This is a genomic window from Kitasatospora sp. NPDC048296, assembly GCF_043201815.1.
Taxonomy (GTDB): domain Bacteria; phylum Actinomycetota; class Actinomycetes; order Streptomycetales; family Streptomycetaceae; genus Kitasatospora.
On sequence record NZ_JBICZB010000048.1, the window covers coordinates 1 to 15879 of the forward strand.

The 15879-nt window shown below is 71.6% G+C and carries 14 protein-coding genes; 4 read left to right on the top strand and 10 right to left on the bottom strand.

The features are described from left to right. Nucleotides 1–393: 393 nt before the first annotated feature. The 3 genes from ACGF12_RS25260 to ACGF12_RS25270 are packed head-to-tail and all read right to left on the bottom strand — an operon-like array spanning nt 394 to nt 4425. Complete coding sequence (locus tag ACGF12_RS25260; RefSeq protein ID WP_393034301.1) at nt 394–1032, bottom strand: response regulator; 639 nt, start codon at nt 1030–1032, stop codon at nt 394–396. Nucleotide 1033: 1 nt separating this feature from the next. After that, the gene (locus ACGF12_RS25265) at nt 1034–2221 is read right to left on the bottom strand and encodes a sensor histidine kinase (protein ID WP_393034304.1); all 1188 of its coding nucleotides are present in this window, start codon (nt 2219–2221) and stop codon (nt 1034–1036) included. Between the two features lie 5 nt (nt 2222–2226). After that, the gene (locus ACGF12_RS25270; RefSeq protein ID WP_393034307.1) at nt 2227–4425 is read right to left on the bottom strand and encodes an MMPL family transporter; all 2199 of its coding nucleotides are present in this window, start codon (nt 4423–4425) and stop codon (nt 2227–2229) included. 727 nt (nt 4426–5152) lie between these two features. Between ACGF12_RS25270 and ACGF12_RS25275 the strand changes: the two genes are divergently transcribed. Beyond that, complete coding sequence (locus ACGF12_RS25275) at nt 5153–7069, top strand: putative Ig domain-containing protein (RefSeq protein ID WP_393034310.1); 1917 nt, start codon at nt 5153–5155, stop codon at nt 7067–7069. A gap of 243 nt (nt 7070–7312) precedes the next feature. On the opposite strand, the gene ACGF12_RS25280 is transcribed toward ACGF12_RS25275, so the two are convergent. From ACGF12_RS25280 to ACGF12_RS25290, 3 genes are read right to left on the bottom strand one after another with little or no spacing between them, the layout of a single operon-like run. Then, a complete protein-coding gene (locus ACGF12_RS25280; protein ID WP_393034313.1) occupies nt 7313–8485 on the bottom strand; it encodes a hypothetical protein in 1173 nt (390 codons plus the stop codon). Beyond that, a complete protein-coding gene (locus ACGF12_RS25285; protein WP_393034316.1) occupies nt 8478–9257 on the bottom strand; it encodes a TIGR03943 family putative permease subunit in 780 nt (259 codons plus the stop codon). Before ACGF12_RS25285 ends, ACGF12_RS25280 begins: the two co-directional genes overlap by 8 nt. Continuing rightward, nucleotides 9245–10276 (bottom strand): permease, encoded by a 1032-nt coding sequence (locus ACGF12_RS25290; RefSeq protein WP_393034320.1) that lies wholly within the window; start codon nt 10274–10276, stop codon nt 9245–9247. Before ACGF12_RS25290 ends, ACGF12_RS25285 begins: the two co-directional genes overlap by 13 nt. 351 nt (nt 10277–10627) lie before the next feature. Here ACGF12_RS25290 and ACGF12_RS25295 point away from each other — a divergent pair, with 351 nt between their 5' ends. After that, nucleotides 10628–11173 (top strand): NADPH-dependent FMN reductase, encoded by a 546-nt coding sequence (locus ACGF12_RS25295; RefSeq protein ID WP_393034323.1) that lies wholly within the window; start codon nt 10628–10630, stop codon nt 11171–11173. A 41-nt stretch (nt 11174–11214) separates the two neighbouring features. Here ACGF12_RS25295 and ACGF12_RS25300 read toward each other — a convergent pair whose 3' ends face one another. Continuing rightward, nucleotides 11215–11661 carry a MarR family winged helix-turn-helix transcriptional regulator gene (locus ACGF12_RS25300; protein WP_393034325.1) on the bottom strand — a complete coding sequence of 149 codons (447 nt, stop codon included), beginning with the start codon at nt 11659–11661 and terminating at the stop codon, nt 11215–11217. A gap of 107 nt (nt 11662–11768) precedes the next feature. On the opposite strand from ACGF12_RS25300, the gene ACGF12_RS25305 reads away from it, so the two are divergent. Then, a complete protein-coding gene (locus ACGF12_RS25305; RefSeq protein ID WP_393034328.1) occupies nt 11769–12161 on the top strand; it encodes a nuclear transport factor 2 family protein in 393 nt (130 codons plus the stop codon). Between the two features lie 91 nt (nt 12162–12252). Here ACGF12_RS25305 and ACGF12_RS25310 read toward each other — a convergent pair whose 3' ends face one another. Both ACGF12_RS25310 and ACGF12_RS25315 read right to left on the bottom strand, forming a co-directional pair. Then, the gene (locus tag ACGF12_RS25310) at nt 12253–13194 is read right to left on the bottom strand and encodes a polysaccharide lyase (RefSeq protein ID WP_393034331.1); all 942 of its coding nucleotides are present in this window, start codon (nt 13192–13194) and stop codon (nt 12253–12255) included. A 121-nt stretch (nt 13195–13315) separates the two neighbouring features. Continuing rightward, entirely contained in the window at nt 13316–13621 is a 306-nt protein-coding gene (locus ACGF12_RS25315) for a putative quinol monooxygenase (protein ID WP_393034334.1), read from the bottom strand. 155 nt (nt 13622–13776) lie between these two features. Here ACGF12_RS25315 and ACGF12_RS25320 point away from each other — a divergent pair, with 155 nt between their 5' ends. After that, the gene (locus ACGF12_RS25320; protein WP_393034337.1) at nt 13777–14775 is read left to right on the top strand and encodes a GlxA family transcriptional regulator; all 999 of its coding nucleotides are present in this window, start codon (nt 13777–13779) and stop codon (nt 14773–14775) included. Here the strand turns inward: ACGF12_RS25320 and ACGF12_RS25325 are convergent. Then, nucleotides 14772–15851: a zinc-binding alcohol dehydrogenase family protein gene (locus ACGF12_RS25325; protein WP_393034340.1), complete on the bottom strand. Its 1080-nt coding sequence runs from the start codon at nt 15849–15851 to the stop codon at nt 14772–14774. The two genes, ACGF12_RS25320 and ACGF12_RS25325, sit on opposite strands and share 4 nt — an antisense overlap. Nucleotides 15852–15879: the final 28 nt, after the last annotated feature.

Consider the following 15879-nt stretch of genomic DNA (forward strand, 5'->3'; position numbering starts at 1 on the left):
CCGCGCGGTGATCACCGTGATGAACTGCGCGAGCATCCCAACGGCTCGCCACACCAGGGCCGATGACCTGCACGAATCACGATGAAACGTCCTCAGTGGGCGGGCTCGCCCATCCGGGACAGGGAGGTGGTGGCGACCTGCCACGGCAGGCCTACCTACTTCCGGATGGATTCCGACATCTCCCTCCAGGGACTCTTCCCCGACTCGGAAGGGACTTGGAAGCAGTTCCTCACCGCCGGCGGCAAGGCGATCGGCTGCGAGCCGATCCTTTGACCGCTTCCGGAGAGCGGCCGGCCGGCTCTGCGCCGGCCACTCGACGGAGGGGCCGAGCGGTGGCCGACCTCGATGGCGGTGGCCCGGCCGAGGACACGGTGAGCATCGTCTTTCGGCACGCTAGCGTCTGACCAGCAGCCCGCGTTCGAGGGCCACGACCACCGCATGCGTGCGGTCGCTGACGTCGAGCTTGGCGAAGATCCGTAGGAGATGGGTCTTCACCGTGGCTTCTGCGATGACCAGCCGTCGGCCGATCTCCACGTTGGACAGCCCGTCGGCGACAGCGCTCAGCACGTCGACCTCACGCGTGGTCAGGGCCGCCGGGGCGGGCTGCCGCATCCGGGCGACGAGCCGCTCCGCGACCCGCGGCGCCAGGACGGTCTCGCCTCGGGACGCGGATCGGATGGCGTCGACGAGCTGGTCACGCGTGGTGTCCTTGAGCAGGTACCCGATCGCGCCGGCCTCGACCGCGCGCTCGATTTCTGCGTCGGTGTCATACGTGGTCAGGATCAGCACCCGGGTCCGCGGGCGGCCGGCGACGATCTCGGCGGTGGCGCTCGCCCCGTCGAGGACGGGCATGCGCAGATCGATCAGCGCCACATCGGGTTCCAGGCGCTTGACGAGCTCGACGGCGGCGCGGCCGTCGCCCGCCTCGCCGACGATGTCGATGGTGGGCTCGGAGGCCAGCAGGGCGATGACCCCGGCCCGCATCACCGTGTGGTCGTCCACCACGATGATGCGGAGCACGTCTTCCGGCATGTCACACCTGACCGTTCGTGGGAATCGCGGCGAGGACGCGTGTGCCGTCCCCGACCGAGCTGGTGACGGTGAGTTCTCCGCCGAGTTCGGCGAGGCGTTTGCGCATGCCGTTGAGCCCGAAGCCGCGGGAGTCCTCGACCACGAAGCCACGGCCGTCGTCGGTGATCTCCAGCTCGACTCCGTGCGCGTGCAGCGCGAGGACGACGTCCACCGCCGAGGCGGCCGCGTGCTTGCGGACGTTGGCCAGGGATTCCTGGACGCAGCGCAGGAGTGCGATCCGGGTCGGCTGGTCGCACTCGACCTCCGGCAGGTCCGCGGTGACGGTGAGCCCGGTGTCCTCGGTGAACCGGTCGAGTGTCCGGCGTAGGGTCCCCGCGACCGAGCCGGGGGCGAGACCGCTCTGCGGGGCGGAGCCGACGAGGACGCGTGCCTCGGCGAAGTTCTCGCGTGCGGTGTTCTCGATCGAGAGCAACTGCTGGGCGCTCTTGCCGGGATCGGTGTCGAGGCTGGAGCGGGCCGCTTCCGCCAGCACGATGATGGACGCGAAGCCCTGGGCGAGGGTGTCGTGGATCTCCCGTGCGAGCCTCTCGCGTTCTTCCGTGGCGCCCTGGAGCTTGTGGGCCTCGAGCAGGCGCAGTTGGGCGCTCTCCAGTTCGGCACTCAGGCGGCGGGCGCGCTCGTCGCTCTGCTGGACGATCCGGACCACCCCCAGTCCGAGCAGCACGCCCGCGGTACAGCCGATGAGGGTGAAGATGATGTTGCCGGTGAAGAAGTCCGCGTCCGCACCGCGGTGGATGGTGATGCCGGCCACGGTGGCCGTGGCGGCGATCCCGCTGAATGCGATCGAGTGCCGCGGGCTCTTGGCGAGGAGCCAGAAGTGCGGGAGCGACACGATGAACAGCGCCGCACCGTCGCCACGCGCGCAGGACATCCCGCCCAGGCAGAGGGTGAGCACACCCAGGAAGGTGTGCGGGCGCAGCACGGGATTGCCGGGGTAGGCCACCACGATCGCGTAGCAGAGGGCGATCACGGCCGGCAGCGCCAACGACCACCAGAACCTGCTCGTTCCGGCTTTGTCCAGCACGGAGATGACCGGAGGACACAAGCCCAGGAGCACCCAGGAGACTGCGTACCACCGGTGAAGCGTCCGTATCCGGAACCGGTCGTCGGGCTGCGGCCGTTGAATCATGATCGTCAGCCTATGCTTTCCAGCGTGACGGCGGCGGGGACGGAGGTCCGCGCCCGTCGCGCCGGTCGGGACGGCCACCATGCGCGGTCGCCGAGGAGCAGCAGGAGCGCCGGCAGGACCAGCAGCCGGATGACCACGGCGTCCAGCAGTACGGCCACCGCCAGGCAGAAGCCCATCTGCTTCATCTCGGTGAGGTGCAGGGCGACGAAGGCGCCGAACACCGTCACCATCACGATCGCCGCGCTGGTCACCACCTTGGCCGACCGGCCGATGCCCTCCAGCACCGCCTCACGCGCCGACATCCCGTTTCGCACGGCCTCCTGGATCCGGCTGACCACGAAGACCTGGTAGTCCATCGACAGGCCGAAGAGGATCACGAAGAGGAACAGCGGTACCCGGGACGCGATCGCACCGAGGGAATCGAAGCCCAGGAGGCCCTCCGCCCAAGTCCCTTGGAAGAACACGACCAGCAGGCCGAGCGAGGCCCCGGCGGACAGCAGATTGAGCACCACGCCGATCAGGCCGATGACCACCGAACGGAACGCCCACACGGTCATCGCGAAGGTGACCAGCAGCAGGAACCCGATGACCAGCGGCAGTTTGCCGTTCTCGTGATCCACGTAGTCGCGGCCCCGGGCCACGTCACCGGTCACCGCCGTCTCCACGCCGGGCAGCTTGCCGACCGTGGCGGGCAGATAGTCCTCACGGATGCGGTCGAGCGACTGGATCGCCTGGGCGGAGTTCGCGGGGAAGGGGACGGCCAGCTCCAGGACGCTGATCCGGCCGTCGGGGGACGTACGAACCGTCGGTTCGGCGTTCCCGGCGAACAGCGGGTCGGCCTGCGCCCGCCGGCCGAGGTCCGCCAGAACGTGCTGCACCTGCGCGGCCCGGTCCGGCGCGGAGCGGGCGACGACCTCGTGCGTGACCAGGAGCTCCGGGAAGGCTGCGGTCAGCCGGTCGTAGGCCTGCATGGCCGGGATGTCGCGGGAGAAGGTGTCCTTGCCCGGGTCGACGAGCTTCAGACCGAGCGCGGGCGCGGCCAGGGCGAGCATGACCAGCGTTGATACGCACAGCGTGAGGGCGGGCCGCTTCTGCGCGGGCCGCAGCAGGGTGCCGAACAGCCGGCCCGTTCCAGCCTCCGCCCGCCTCGTACGGACCGGCTTGCCGCGGCTCGCCCGGCGGGCCGCACGGCGCTCGGTCCGGTGTCCGATCTTCACGAGGAGCGCGGGAAGCACGGTCAGGGAGCTGACCACGGCGACCGCCACGACCAGGATCGTGCCCGTCGCCAGCGAGGAGAAGATGACGTCCGTGGCCAGATACAGGGTGGCGGTGGAGACGATCACCGCGAGGCCGGAGACCACGATGGCCCGGCCTGCGGTCGCCGCCGCCAGTTCCACCAGGGCTTCCGCGCTGAGGCGGCCGCCGGCGCGGGCTCGTTCCTCGCGCTCACGCTTGAGGTAGAAGAGCGTGTAGTCGACGCCCACCGCCAGGCCGATGAGCACGATCATGTTGGTCCCGACGCCGGGGTCGGGCAGGACGTGGGACGCGACCATGGACAACCCCAGGGCGGCGGCGATCGAGGAGAGCGCGAGCAACATCGGCACGCCGGCCATGACCACCGATCCGAAGACGATCAGGAGGGTGATGAGCGTGACCGGCAGTGTGATGCGCTCGGAGAGCGTGAGGTCCTTCCCACGCTGGTCGTTGACGCCCTTGCTGATGGAGGGGGAGCCGGCCTCCTCCACGGCCAGGTCCGGGTGCCCGGCGCGCACCTTCGCCGTCTGTTCGAGGAGCGGGACGACGTTCTTCTTGCCGTCCAGCTCGGGACCCTTCAGGACCACCGGGACCCTGAGGACCGTGCCGTCCTTGGAGCGGACCGGAGCCGCCACGCTGTCCACCTGGGGCAGCCGCTGAATCCGCTCGGTGAGCTCCCGGACTGCGGAACCGGCTGCGGCCGTGTTCAGGGGGCCGGACTTGGCGTAGATCGTGATCTGTTCGGTGGGCCTGGTTTGCAGTCCCCCTTCGGCCGCCATCGCCTCGGCTCGCCCCGCCTCACCGACCCGGTAATCCTCGGTAGTGGCTGCATGGGAGCCGACCGAGATGCCGACACCGAGACAGAGAATGACGAACGCGAACCAGCCGGCGATCGCGCGCCACGCATGCCGGGCGCTCCATCGGGCTATCCGCACAGGGAGTTGACTCATGGCTGAGATCCTGGTCGGCCGGAGGCGGCGCCCGACACGCCCGGCCGGTTGAACCTGGGGTCCACCGGTCGGTGGACGGCAGGAGTGGGGCGGCATCTCCCTCGATCGCGTCACCAGCCGGGCGTGGGTGTCAACGTGCCTTCTGTATCGGGCTCTTGGTCGTGGCGAGTCTCCTGGGACTTCGAGGTGAGCGAGTTCCCGGTGTTCTCGGGTGGGGGAGCCGGACGGGGATGGGCACTGGCTGGTCGGCGGGGTCGTTGGTGTTGCAGTGGGCCGGTGCGAACTGGGCGTTGCCGATCACGTCGGGCCGGCGGCCCGGGCTTCGCTCCATTCCGGAGATACCGAAATAATTGACTGCGAGGATATCCCATTGCCGATTCCTCGTCAGATTCTTCCCTTTCGGAGGTTTCGGCGGCGCAGCAGGAACCTCTTTTGCGCTACCCGTTGACTGAGGCCTGTCACCGCTGCTTTTCTTCCGTTCACGCCCCCTGCCAGAGCCCTCGGGTCGGTGGCCGGCGCTGGTTCCGCTGCTCCACCATCGCGTTGCTGCTCAGCCGCTGACGTGGCGTCGGACGATGCCTGTCAGCCCCCATGGCACAGCCGGCAAGCACGGGCCGCCCCACCGTTCTCGCGCCTCCCGCCCGTGTGATTGCCGTATCCCGTTATGCCCCGAGCCGTCATCAGGGCCGACCGGCACCGGAGACGGCAGGAGAGAGGACCCCCACACATGGGCATTCCCCGCATCCGTGCGACCAGACGACTGGCCCTGGCCGCCGTCGCCTCGCTGTCCCTCGTCACCGCTGCGCTGACCACCACCGGCGCCGCCCAGGCGGCGGAGGAGCCGGCCTCGCCGCAGAGCGGCTCCGTGACCAACCCGTACAGCCCCGCCTACCAGCACCCCTACCGGCATGGTGCCATGCCCACCATCGCCCAGAACGACAAGATGAAGCAGTGGGCCTCCACCCACCAGGAGTCCACCGCCGGCGCGGCCACCGGACCGCAGACCCTCTCCTACGGCGGAGGGATCGACGGGATCGGTGTCCAGAGCGGCCACTCCAAGGTCTACCTGGTGTTCTACGGTTCCCAGTGGGGGACGCAGAGCACGGACGCCAACGGGAACGCGAAGTTCTCGGGCGACTCGGCCGGGGCGGCGGGCGCCGCGCAGCAGATGTTCAAGGGCATCGGCACCGGCAACGAACTCTGGTCCGCGGACCTGACCCAGTGGTGCGACGGGCCGAACGTGGCGGCCGGCGCCACCAGTTGCCCCTCCAACGCGAACTTCGTCCCGTACCAGAGCGGCGGGGTGCTCGCCGGCGTGTGGTACGACAACGCGGCGGCGTCACCGAGCGCCGCCACCGGCCACCAGCTCGGTCAGGAAGGCGTCAACGCGGCGGCCCACTTCGGCAACACCACGGCGGCGTCCAACCGGGACGCCTACTACGTGATCCTGTCGCCGCACGGCACCAACCCCGACAACTACCAGAACCAGTACTGCGCGTGGCACGACTACAACGGTGACTCCACGCTGACCGGCGGCGCGGTGACCTCCCCGTACGGCGACATCGCGTTCAGCAACCAGCCCTACAACATGGACTCGGGCGCCGGGTGCGGCGTCGGCTTCGTCAACTCGCCCGGAACGCTGGACGGTTGGACGATGACCCTCGGCCACGAGTGGCACGAGATGATGTCGGACCAGAACCCGGCCGGCGGCTGGACCAACCACGTGTCCGGCAGCTCGTACAACGGCCAGGAGAACTCCGACGAGTGTGCCTGGCTGTCCCCGGGCACCGCGGGCGGCGCGGCCAACATCACCTTCGGCACCTTCGGCACCTGGGCCGAGCAGGCCAGCTGGTCCAACGACACCAACGCCTGCGCCATCTCCCACCCGATCGTGGGCGGCGGCTCGACGGGCAACACGGTGAGCGTCACCAACCCCGGCAACCAGACCACCGCCCAGGGCTCCTCGGTCAGCCTGCAGGTCCAGGCCAATGACTCGGCCTCCGGTCAGAGCTTCACCTACGCGGCCACCGGCCTGCCGGCCGGCCTGTCCATCAACTCCTCGACCGGCCTGATCACCGGCACCGCCACCACCGCCGGCTCCTCCAGCGTGACGGTCACCGCGACCGACACCACCGGCGCCGCCGGCTCCACCAGCTTCGGCTGGACGGTCACCGGCACCGGCGGTTCCTGCACCCCGGCGCAGCTGCTCGGCAACCCCGGCTTCGAGACCGGCTCCGCCGCGCCGTGGACCGCGACCAGCGGTGTGATCGACAACTCGGCGTCCGAGCCGGCCCACAGCGGCTCCTGGAAGGCGTGGCTGGACGGCTACGGCACCGCGCACACCGACACCCTCGCGCAGACCGTCACCATCCCCACGGGCTGCAAGGCCACCCTGAGCTACTGGCTGCACATCGACACGGCCGAGACCACCACCACGGCCCAGTACGACAAGCTCACCGTGACCGTCAACGGCACCGCGGTGGCCACCTACTCCAACCTCGACAAGAACACCGGCTACGCCCAGAAGACGGTCGACCTGTCGGCCTACGCCGGGCAGAGCGTCACGCTGAAGTTCACCGGTGTGGAGGACTCCTCCCTCCAGACCAGCTTCGTCATCGACGACACCGCGATCCAGACCAGCTGACCCCTGGTCCGTTCGAACGTTCGGCCCGGCGGCTCCTGCCGCCGGGCCCCACCCTTTGGGGTGGCCGGTCGACCATGACGGCACCCGGGTGGCGGCGAGGCGGAGGGGGTCCGATCGTGGCCCGAGCGCGGCCCCACCGCCCCCGGGCACGTACTCCCTTCGGAGCCGGAGTCGAACATGCCAGGTGCTGATCCGCGATCGACCCCGGTGGCACCGGCGCCTTCCGTGGACAGGCCCACAACGCTACGGACCGACGACGGCGGCCCAGTTGGGTGTACTCGTCGATCCGAGGGCTCGGAGGTGGTCGAGGACGCCCGGGTCCTGGGCGTCGAGCCAGTCGGCGAGTTGGCGGAAGGACACGCAGCGGACGCCGTCGCGGTGGCACAGGTCCTTCATGGCCGTCTCGGCCGCTTGGAGGTCGGGGCCGGTGCCGTGCCCGGGGGCGAGATCGGTGTCGATGACGAGCGGCGCGCGGCTGCCGTGGTAGACGCGGTCGAAGGCGTTCAGGTACGTCTGCGGGGGCTGGTTCGCGGAGAGCACCTCGCCTGCCCCGGAGGGGATCCGTTGGAGCGGGAACTCCCAGATGCCGTCGATCCGGGCCGGCCAGCGCTGCGTGTCTCCCGGCGAGCTGGCGTCGTAGCGCCAGCCGGCGTCCTTCTCGGCGGGAAGCAGGTTCGGCCGGCCCTCCAGACACGGGGCGCGGCCGCCGGCCAGTTCGGTCTGGTAGTCGAAGGGCAGTGGGGGCAGGTCGGTGAAGCCCGTCCCGGTCTTCCAGAAGTTGACCATCGAGTAGCCCTGGCCGATTTCGCTCTGCCAGTCGGTGGTTGACCAGTCCCGTCCGCCTTCGGGGCCGCAGAACTGGCCGATGAAGCCGTCGGCGATCTCGTCGCCGTCCAGCCAGGCGCGGCCGAGCTGCTGCAGGGTCGCGCGGACCTGGGCGTCGGTGGGGAAGGGGACGGCGGCGGTGCCGACCTCGTGCTGTGGCGGCTGGTACTGCCACCGCACCGAAGCCGGCAGCACATCGACGCCGCGCAGGAAGAACGTCACGTCGGCGCCGCTCGACCTGGCCGACGTACGGGCGCCGGAGAACAGATGGTTGCCGTCCTCGGTGGGGGCGTCGAAGGAGAAGACCACGAACTGCGGTGGCTGCTCACCGAGCTTGAGCCGGACGGGAGCCGGCTGGCCCGGCTGCGGGCCGGTGTCGGAGGTCGACCCGTCGCCGAGCACGGTGACGGTCGGGTCCGTCGCGTCGGCGCCGGGCGTGGACGTGGCGGCGGGCGTGCCCGGGCCGCTTCGGTGGTCGGGGACGGCGGGCATGAAGGCGAGCGCGGCGACGACACCGAGCGCGAGTACGGTGGCCGTGCCGCGGCGGGGGCCCGTGGGTCTGCCGGTCGGAGCCGGCGGGCGCTCACTCATAGGGGTTCTCCGGTTCGGCGATCCGGCGGACCAGGGTCGCGGTCAGGGTGGGAACCGCGCCGTCCTGGCCGCTCGCGCCGTCCGGCTGCCACTCGCCGGTCACCTCGACCCAGGCGCCCTCGGGCGGTGCGCCGGCGCCGTGGATCACGACCTTGCTGCTCGACGCGTCGGCGGCGCAGCAGGAGATCGTCAGCCGGGCGAGGTCCCAACTCCCGTCGCCGGGGCCGGGCGTGGCGAAGCCGGTGAGCCGGATCCGGTGGCCCTTGAGCGAACCGTTGCTGTCCCAGAGCGCGCGGGAGTCGAAGTCGGCGAGCCGCATGCCGACCGGGTCGGTCGCGGGCAGCGGCGCGAAGCCGCCCGCCGCCTCGGCGGGTTTGACGGCGGTGTTGTCCGAGTGCTGCGCGGTGAAGGCTCCGAGCGCCCGGGGCTGGAGCAGGTAGATCGCCAGTACGGGCAGGAGCAGCAGCCACGCGGTGCGGGGAGCGCCGTGCTCGTGCCCGTGCTCGTGCCCGTGCTCGTGCCCGCGCTCGTGTCCGTGTTCGTGTCCGTCGTCCGTGTCCCCGCGGTGGCCGGGCCGGAACAACTCCCGGGCGGCGACCACCGCGCCGATCAGCCCGACCACGACGAGCAGTACGCCGCTCGCGATCAGGTACGGCCGCAGGCCCTTGCGCACGTACCGCAGGTACAGCTCGCTGAAGAGCGAGATGTGCAGCACCGCCGCGCCGACCAGGATGTGCAGCAGCGCCCGGACCTCGCGCCTCACAGGAGCCACCAGCCGGTCAGGGTCGCCGCGGTGACGGCGACGACGAAGGTGGCGGCGCAGAAGCGCCAGGCGAAGGCCCGTCCGAAGGTGCCGGCCTGGAGGGCGATCAGTTTGGCGTCCACCATCGGGCCGACGACCATGAACGCGAGCTTGGCGGTGGTGGAGAAGGAGGTGAGCCCGGCCGCGACGAAGGCGTCCGCCTCCGAGCAGACCGCGAGCAGGACGGCGAGTGCGGCGAGTACGAGGACGGAGACGCCCGGCAGCCCGGCCAGGTCCTTGAGCAGGCCGCGCGGCACGGCGACGTTGAGGGTGGCCGCCGTCATCCCGCCGATCACCAGGAAGCCGCCGGCGTGCAGGAAGTCGTGCTCCAATGAGGCCCGGAAGGCCGGCCACCCGGTCGGCCCGCTCGACGGCACCTTGGGCCTGAGCCACTCCGGGCGGCCGAACCGCGACCAGAGCAGCCCCATCACCACCGCGGTCGCGAGGGAGGCGATGAACCGCGCGGCCACCAGTTCGGGCTGCCCCCGGAAGGCGACGGCGGTGGCCACCAGCACCACCGGGTTGACGGCCGGTGAGGAGAGCAGGAACGCCAGCGCGGCCGCTGGAGCCACCCCGCGCGCGATCAGCCGCCCGGCCACCGGCACCGAGGCGCACTCGCATCCCGGCAGCACGACTCCGGCCGCACCGGCGATCGGTACGGCGAGCAGCGGGTTCCTCGGCAGCGCCCGCTCCAGCAGGCGGGCCGGGACGAACGCGGCGATCGCCGCCGACAGCACCACGCCGAGTAGCAGGAACGGCAGCGCCTGCACGCAGACGGCGACGAAGACCGCGCCCCAGGCCTCCAGCCACGCCGGTCCCGTCCAGTCGCCGAGGACGTGACGTCCGACCAGCACGGCGAGCATGCCGCCGACCAGGACTCCGAGCGAGCCGATCGGGTGGCGGGCAGGGCCTGTCGGTTCCGCTTCCGGCTCCCGTTCCGGCTCCGTGATCGGGTGCGACAGGGCTTCGACGGTGATCTCGTCAGCCATGGGCGGCCGGACGCTCCTTCGCTCGGGGTGCTTCGGTATTCAGGGGGTGAGGCCGCCTTCCGCGCTGTGGCCGGGGGTGAGTCTAGGGGGTTCCGGGAGCCGCGCCGCGACGGCCCGGGGCAGTTCCCCGGACCTGGGCCGGCCGGCACCTCCCTACGGTCGCGGGGATCGATGACCGCGATTACCGGGACTGCACGTCCACCACGGCGGCCACTTCTACCTGGCCGACCACCGCCACCTGGTCAGTCGTCAGATCGTGGCGGCCGTTACGGCGGTACGGCGCGCGGCGGTTGGCTCGATCGCGTGACAATGGGCGTACGCAGAACGAGAGATGGGACAGGAATGAAGTTCGTGGCGATCGTCGGGAGCCTGCGCGAGGGCTCGCTCAACCGCTCGGTGGCGCTCACCGCCGCCGACCTGTGCGGTCCGGGCACCGAGCTGACGATATTCGAGGGCCTGGCGGGGCTGCCGTACTTCGAGCACGACGTGGAGGTCGCCGGCCCGCCTGCTTCGGTGATGGCCTTCCGGGCCGAGCTGAAGAGCGCCGACGCGGTGCTGATCACCTGCCCCGAGTACGCGGCCGGGATGTCCGGGGTGCTCAAGAACGGCCTGGAGTGGATCGTCGGGGGTGGAGAGCTGGTCGGCAAGCCGGTCGCCGTGGTGACGGCCTCGCCCGCCACCACCGGCGGCGAGCGGGCCCGCGCCTGGACCACCGAGACACTGCGGATGATGGGCGCCGACGTGCTGCCCGAGTCGATGTCCATCCCGGTGGCCGGCCCCAAGATGAAGGGCGGCCGGGTGGCCGACGAGGCCACTCTCGACCAGCTGCGTGAGGTCCTGGCGGCGATGGCCCGCTCGGCCGCGGCGAAGACGGCCCTGGCGGCGGCGGAGGGCTGAGCCGCGGCGGAACAGCGGCCCGCTTCGCGCGGCGCCAGGTCCTAGGCCTGGAAGGGCCCCTCGTCGACGAACAACCGCAACAGCCGGGCGAAGGCCCGGGCGTCCGCTGCCGGCCAGGAGGCGAGGGAGCCCTCGATGCGGGCCGCCAGGCGCTCCCAGGTGGCCCGCACCACGTCCTGTCCGGCCTCGGTGAGGACGAGCAGGGTCGCCCGCCGGTCGCCGGGGTCGGCCTCACGCCGCAGCAGGCCGGCCCCCTCCAGCCGGTCGGCGCGGCGGGTCACGGTGGTGCGGTCCAGCCCGATCTCGCGGCCGAGGTCGGCGGCGCTGCACGGGCCGGTGCGCGCCAGGCCGCTGAGCACCGGATAGGTGAGCTCGTCGACGGCCTCGCCCAGGCCGTCGGTCAGCTGGGCGTGCAGGCCGGCGCGGGTGCTGCGCCGCAGCAGCAGTCCCAGGGCCTCGGCGATCTCGTGTCCGGTCGGATTCGTCACCCCTTCAGGTTAGCGTGCGCCGAGCACGCTTTTCCTGTATGGTGAGATGCGTGCTTAAGGCACGCATATTCTCGATCCATCCAGCCGTCCCACCGGAGGAACCCCCCATGCGTCACACCGACATCACCGCCGCCCTCACCGACCTGCTCCTCACGCCGGGACTCGACCTCGACGAGGCCGCCGACCGGCACTTCGCCCCCGACTACCGCCAGCGCACCGACGGCGAGTGGAACGACCGCCAGGAGTTCCTGGCCCACATCGCCCACCTGCGCACGGTCGTGGCCGGCGGCTCGATCACCGTCCACGACGAACTCGTCGACGGCGACCGCTACGCCGACCGCCACACGATGACCGTCGTCAAGACGGACGGCTCCACCGTCCGCGTGGAGGTCTACCTCTTCGCCGAGTTCGCCCCCGACGGCCGCTTCCGCCGGGTCGAGGAGACCACCCTCATGCTCGAAGGCGCCGAACACGACCGGAACATCGGCAGCGCCCGCTGATCCGGCCGGGGCGCCCGCGGCGAGGGCGGGACCCGGGTTCCGCGTGCCGGTCGACCGGGCGTGCCGGGCGGTGCCGTTCACGTCCTGACGGTCAGTGCTGGACGCCCGGGGAGAGGGCGAAGTCGGCGAAGTAGGCCTGCTGGGTGCTCGCCGGCCCCCAGCTGGTGTCGTGGCCGCCGTAGAAGGTGGAGAAGAGGACGCCACCGAAGGGGAGGGAGCTGATGCCGGAGGCCTCGCCGTGGGCCGAGTGGACCTGCCGGCCGTCGTACCAGACGGTGAGGTCGCCGGTCGTCCGGTTCACCAACTGCTCGACCGTGTGCCACTTGCCGTCGGCGAGGAACCGCCAGTCGCCGAGGCCCTCGTCCACGCCGTAGCCGGTCGGGCCGGAGCTGGTGGGCGTGTAGAGGTAGACCTCGCCGTTGTCGGGCGCGCCGTTCGCGCCGCGCCACATGTACCGGGTGGACCAGCCGCTGCCGTGGTTGCCGCCGGACTCCTGGCCGATCCGGCCCCCGTAGAGTCCGGGCAGTTTCCCGGCCCTGCCCCAGTCGCGGCCGGCCGGGAACCTGACCCGGTACGCCAGGTCGAGGGTGCTGCCGTGGGCGAGTGCGGACAGGCCGAGGGCGTTCAGGTCCGTGTAGAACTGTCCGCCTCCGGTGGCGGGGCAGTCGGCGCACTTGTTGTCCGAGGAGCCTGCTCCGTAGGTGACCTGGAGGGCGGAACCGTCGCCGGGGGCGGTGGGGTCGGAGACCTCGGCCAGGTTGTCGCCGCCCCAGGCGCCTTGGCCGGCGACGCCCCAGGCGTGCTGCCACGACGGGGAGCCGTAGCCGGTGAACTGCCCGGTCCAGGCGGCACCTCCTCCGACGGGGCCGCTTGCCGCGGCTGCGGGCTGTCGGGGCGTCGGATGGGCGGGGGGCTTGCCGGCCGGTGCCGCGCCGCAGCCGGCGGCGGCCGCCAGCGCCAGGACGGTCGCGCCGACCGCTGCCGAGGTGGCCGGTCGGCGCCGCCGCCCGGTCCGTCGGGGACGTGGATGCACGGGAGTCCTCCTCTTGGTCGGTTCCGGCGGATGCCCTCCCAGGAGACGCGGCCGGCCGGGCGCGCCGATCTCCACCTCGGGTGCGAGCACTGGAGATCGGCGCTTTCCCGGCGTCGTCGCGTCAGGAAGGGTTCTTGGTCGCGAGGACGTCGACCAGGCGGATGTCGGGGGCGGTGGCGAGCAGTTCCGGGCCGACCTCGGCGAGCGCGGCGGGGATGCGGCCGGTGAGGTGGGCCTGGCGCGCGTCCTCGTCGGCGAAGGCGTCGAAGATGCCGAAGGTCGCGCTGTCGACCTGGAACGCGTACCAGACCCGGGTGCCGGGCTCGTCCTCGACGACGGCGCGGCCGGCGTCCAGGAAGGCGGCAAGCTCCGCCTCCTTGCCCGGCTTGGCGGTCAGCAACGCGAGGACTCCGAGCTTCAGTGTCATGACGGGATCTCCATGCTAGGTCAGTGGTTGAGTGGCGATGCCGTCTGCGGCTTCGCGGTGGGGCCGGTGGCGGACGTCCGGCCCGGGAAAGACGTTAGGGCCGTGATCGATCCGCCACGAGCGGCGGAAACGACGTTTCGAGTACCGTTTGCGCCATGCGGGTGATGATGGCAGCGGTTGACGGCGTCTTCGATTCGGGGCTTTCGGCGATCATGGATGTGCTCGGCGCGGCGAACTCGCTGAGCGCGCGGGACGGTGGCGCGCCACCGTTCTCGGTGACCGTGGTCGGCGGGGGGCCGCAGGTCCGTACGGGGAACGGGCTGAGCCTGACGACCGTACCGGTCGGGGAACTCCCGCACGGCACGGACCTGTTGCTGATGCCGGCGGTGGGCTTCCAGGCCCCCGAGCGGGTGGTCGCAGCGGTCCGCGAGCCCGCCAACGCCTGGCTGTTCGACCTCGCCGCCGCCTTCGCCGCCTCCGGCACCCCACTGGCCGCCGCGTGCAGCGGAGCGTTCTTCCTGGCCGAGTCGGGGGCCCTCGAACGCAGGCGAGCGACCACGAGCTGGTGGCTGGGACCAGCCTTCCGCGCACGCTACCCCGCTGTGGTGCTGGAGGACTCCCGGACGCTGATCCAGGACGGCCCGGTCACCACCGCGGGCGCGGCCTTCGCCCACATCGACCTCGCGCTGTGGGTGGTGCAGCGCCACAGCCCGGCCCTCGCCGACCTCGTCGCCCGCTACCTGCTGATCGGCGACCGACCCTCACAGGCAGCCTTCGCCCTCCCCACCCAACTGGCCCAGGCGGACCCGCTGATGACCGCCTTCGAACGGTGGGCCCGCGCGCACCTGGCCGATCCGCCCCCGCTGGCCGAAGCCGCCCGCACGCTCGGCGTCAGCCAGCGGACTCTCCAGCGCACCGCGCAGACCGTCCTCGGCAAATCACCCCTGGACTTCGTCCAGGACATCCGACTGGACGAGGCGACCTTCCTGCTGCGCACCACCACGCTCAGCGCCGAGGCGATCGCCGGCCGGGTCGGTTACCGCAACGTCAGCACCCTGCGGGAACTCGTACGGCGCCGACGCGGCGTATCCCTCGAAACGCTGCGCCACGGCGGCGCTGCCGATGGCGCCGGGCGGTACACGCCATCGTCCTAGAGGCCCCGGGCGGACCCCGCGGCAGGCCGAGCCTTCGCTTCGAGCGCCCAGCCGGTCAGGGTGGTCTTGCCGATGGCGGTGCCGGACTCCAGGAGGCGGTGGGCTTCGCGGAGGTTGGCGGAGTTGATCGGGCCGAGGTCCCGGGTGGCGGTGGTGGTGATCAGACCGGCGTCGACCAGCCGGGCGACCTGGGCGAGGATGCGGTGCTGGGTGGCCTGGTCGGGGGTCCGGAACATCGAGCGGGTGTACATGAACTCCCAGTGGAACGAGATGCTCTTGGCCTTGAGGGCGCCGATCTCCAGGGTGTCGAAGTCGTCGATGGCGACGATCTGCCCGAAGGGATTGAGTGCCTCGGCGTAGGCGGCGAGGTTCCGGTCGGTGCCTGCGGTGCCGAAGACGTGGTCGATGCCGCCGGGTGCGACGTCCGCGAGCTGCTCGACCAGCGGGCGATGGTGGTCGATCACGTGGTGGGCGCCCATCCGGCGGGCGAACTCGACGCTCTCGGGCCGGGAGGCGGTGCCGACCACGGTCAACCCGGTGAGCGTGCGGGCGAGTTGGGTGGCGATGGAGCCGACGCCGCCCGCCGCGGCGGTGACCAGCAGGGTGCCGGTCTGTTCGAGGTCGCCGTGGCGCAGGCCCAGGCGTTCGAACAGGCCCTCCCAGGCGGTGAGCGAGGTGAGCGGCAGCGCGGCCGCCTCGGTGAAGGAGAGGGTGGCGGGCTTGGGGCCGACCAGGCGCTCGTCGACCGCGTGGAAGCGGGAGTTGGCGCCGGGGCGGTCGAGTGCGCCGGCGTAGTAGACGTCGTCGCCGGGCCGGAAGAGGGTCACCTGCTCGCCGACGGCGACCACGGTGCCCGCGGCGTCCCAGCCGAGCACCCGGGGCGCGCCGCCCGGGTCGGCGTTCTGACGGACCTTGTAGTCCACCGGGTTGACGGCGATCGCCTCGACCCGGACGAGCAGGTCGTGAGGGCCGGGCTCGGGAACGGGCTGTACGAGGTCCTCCAGGCCGGCGGGGTCGTCGATCGGCAGGCTGGTGCGGTAGGCGACGGCGGGCATGGTGTCGGGGTGCGGGTTCATTTCCCTGTCTCCGGGGGGTCGGTGCGGG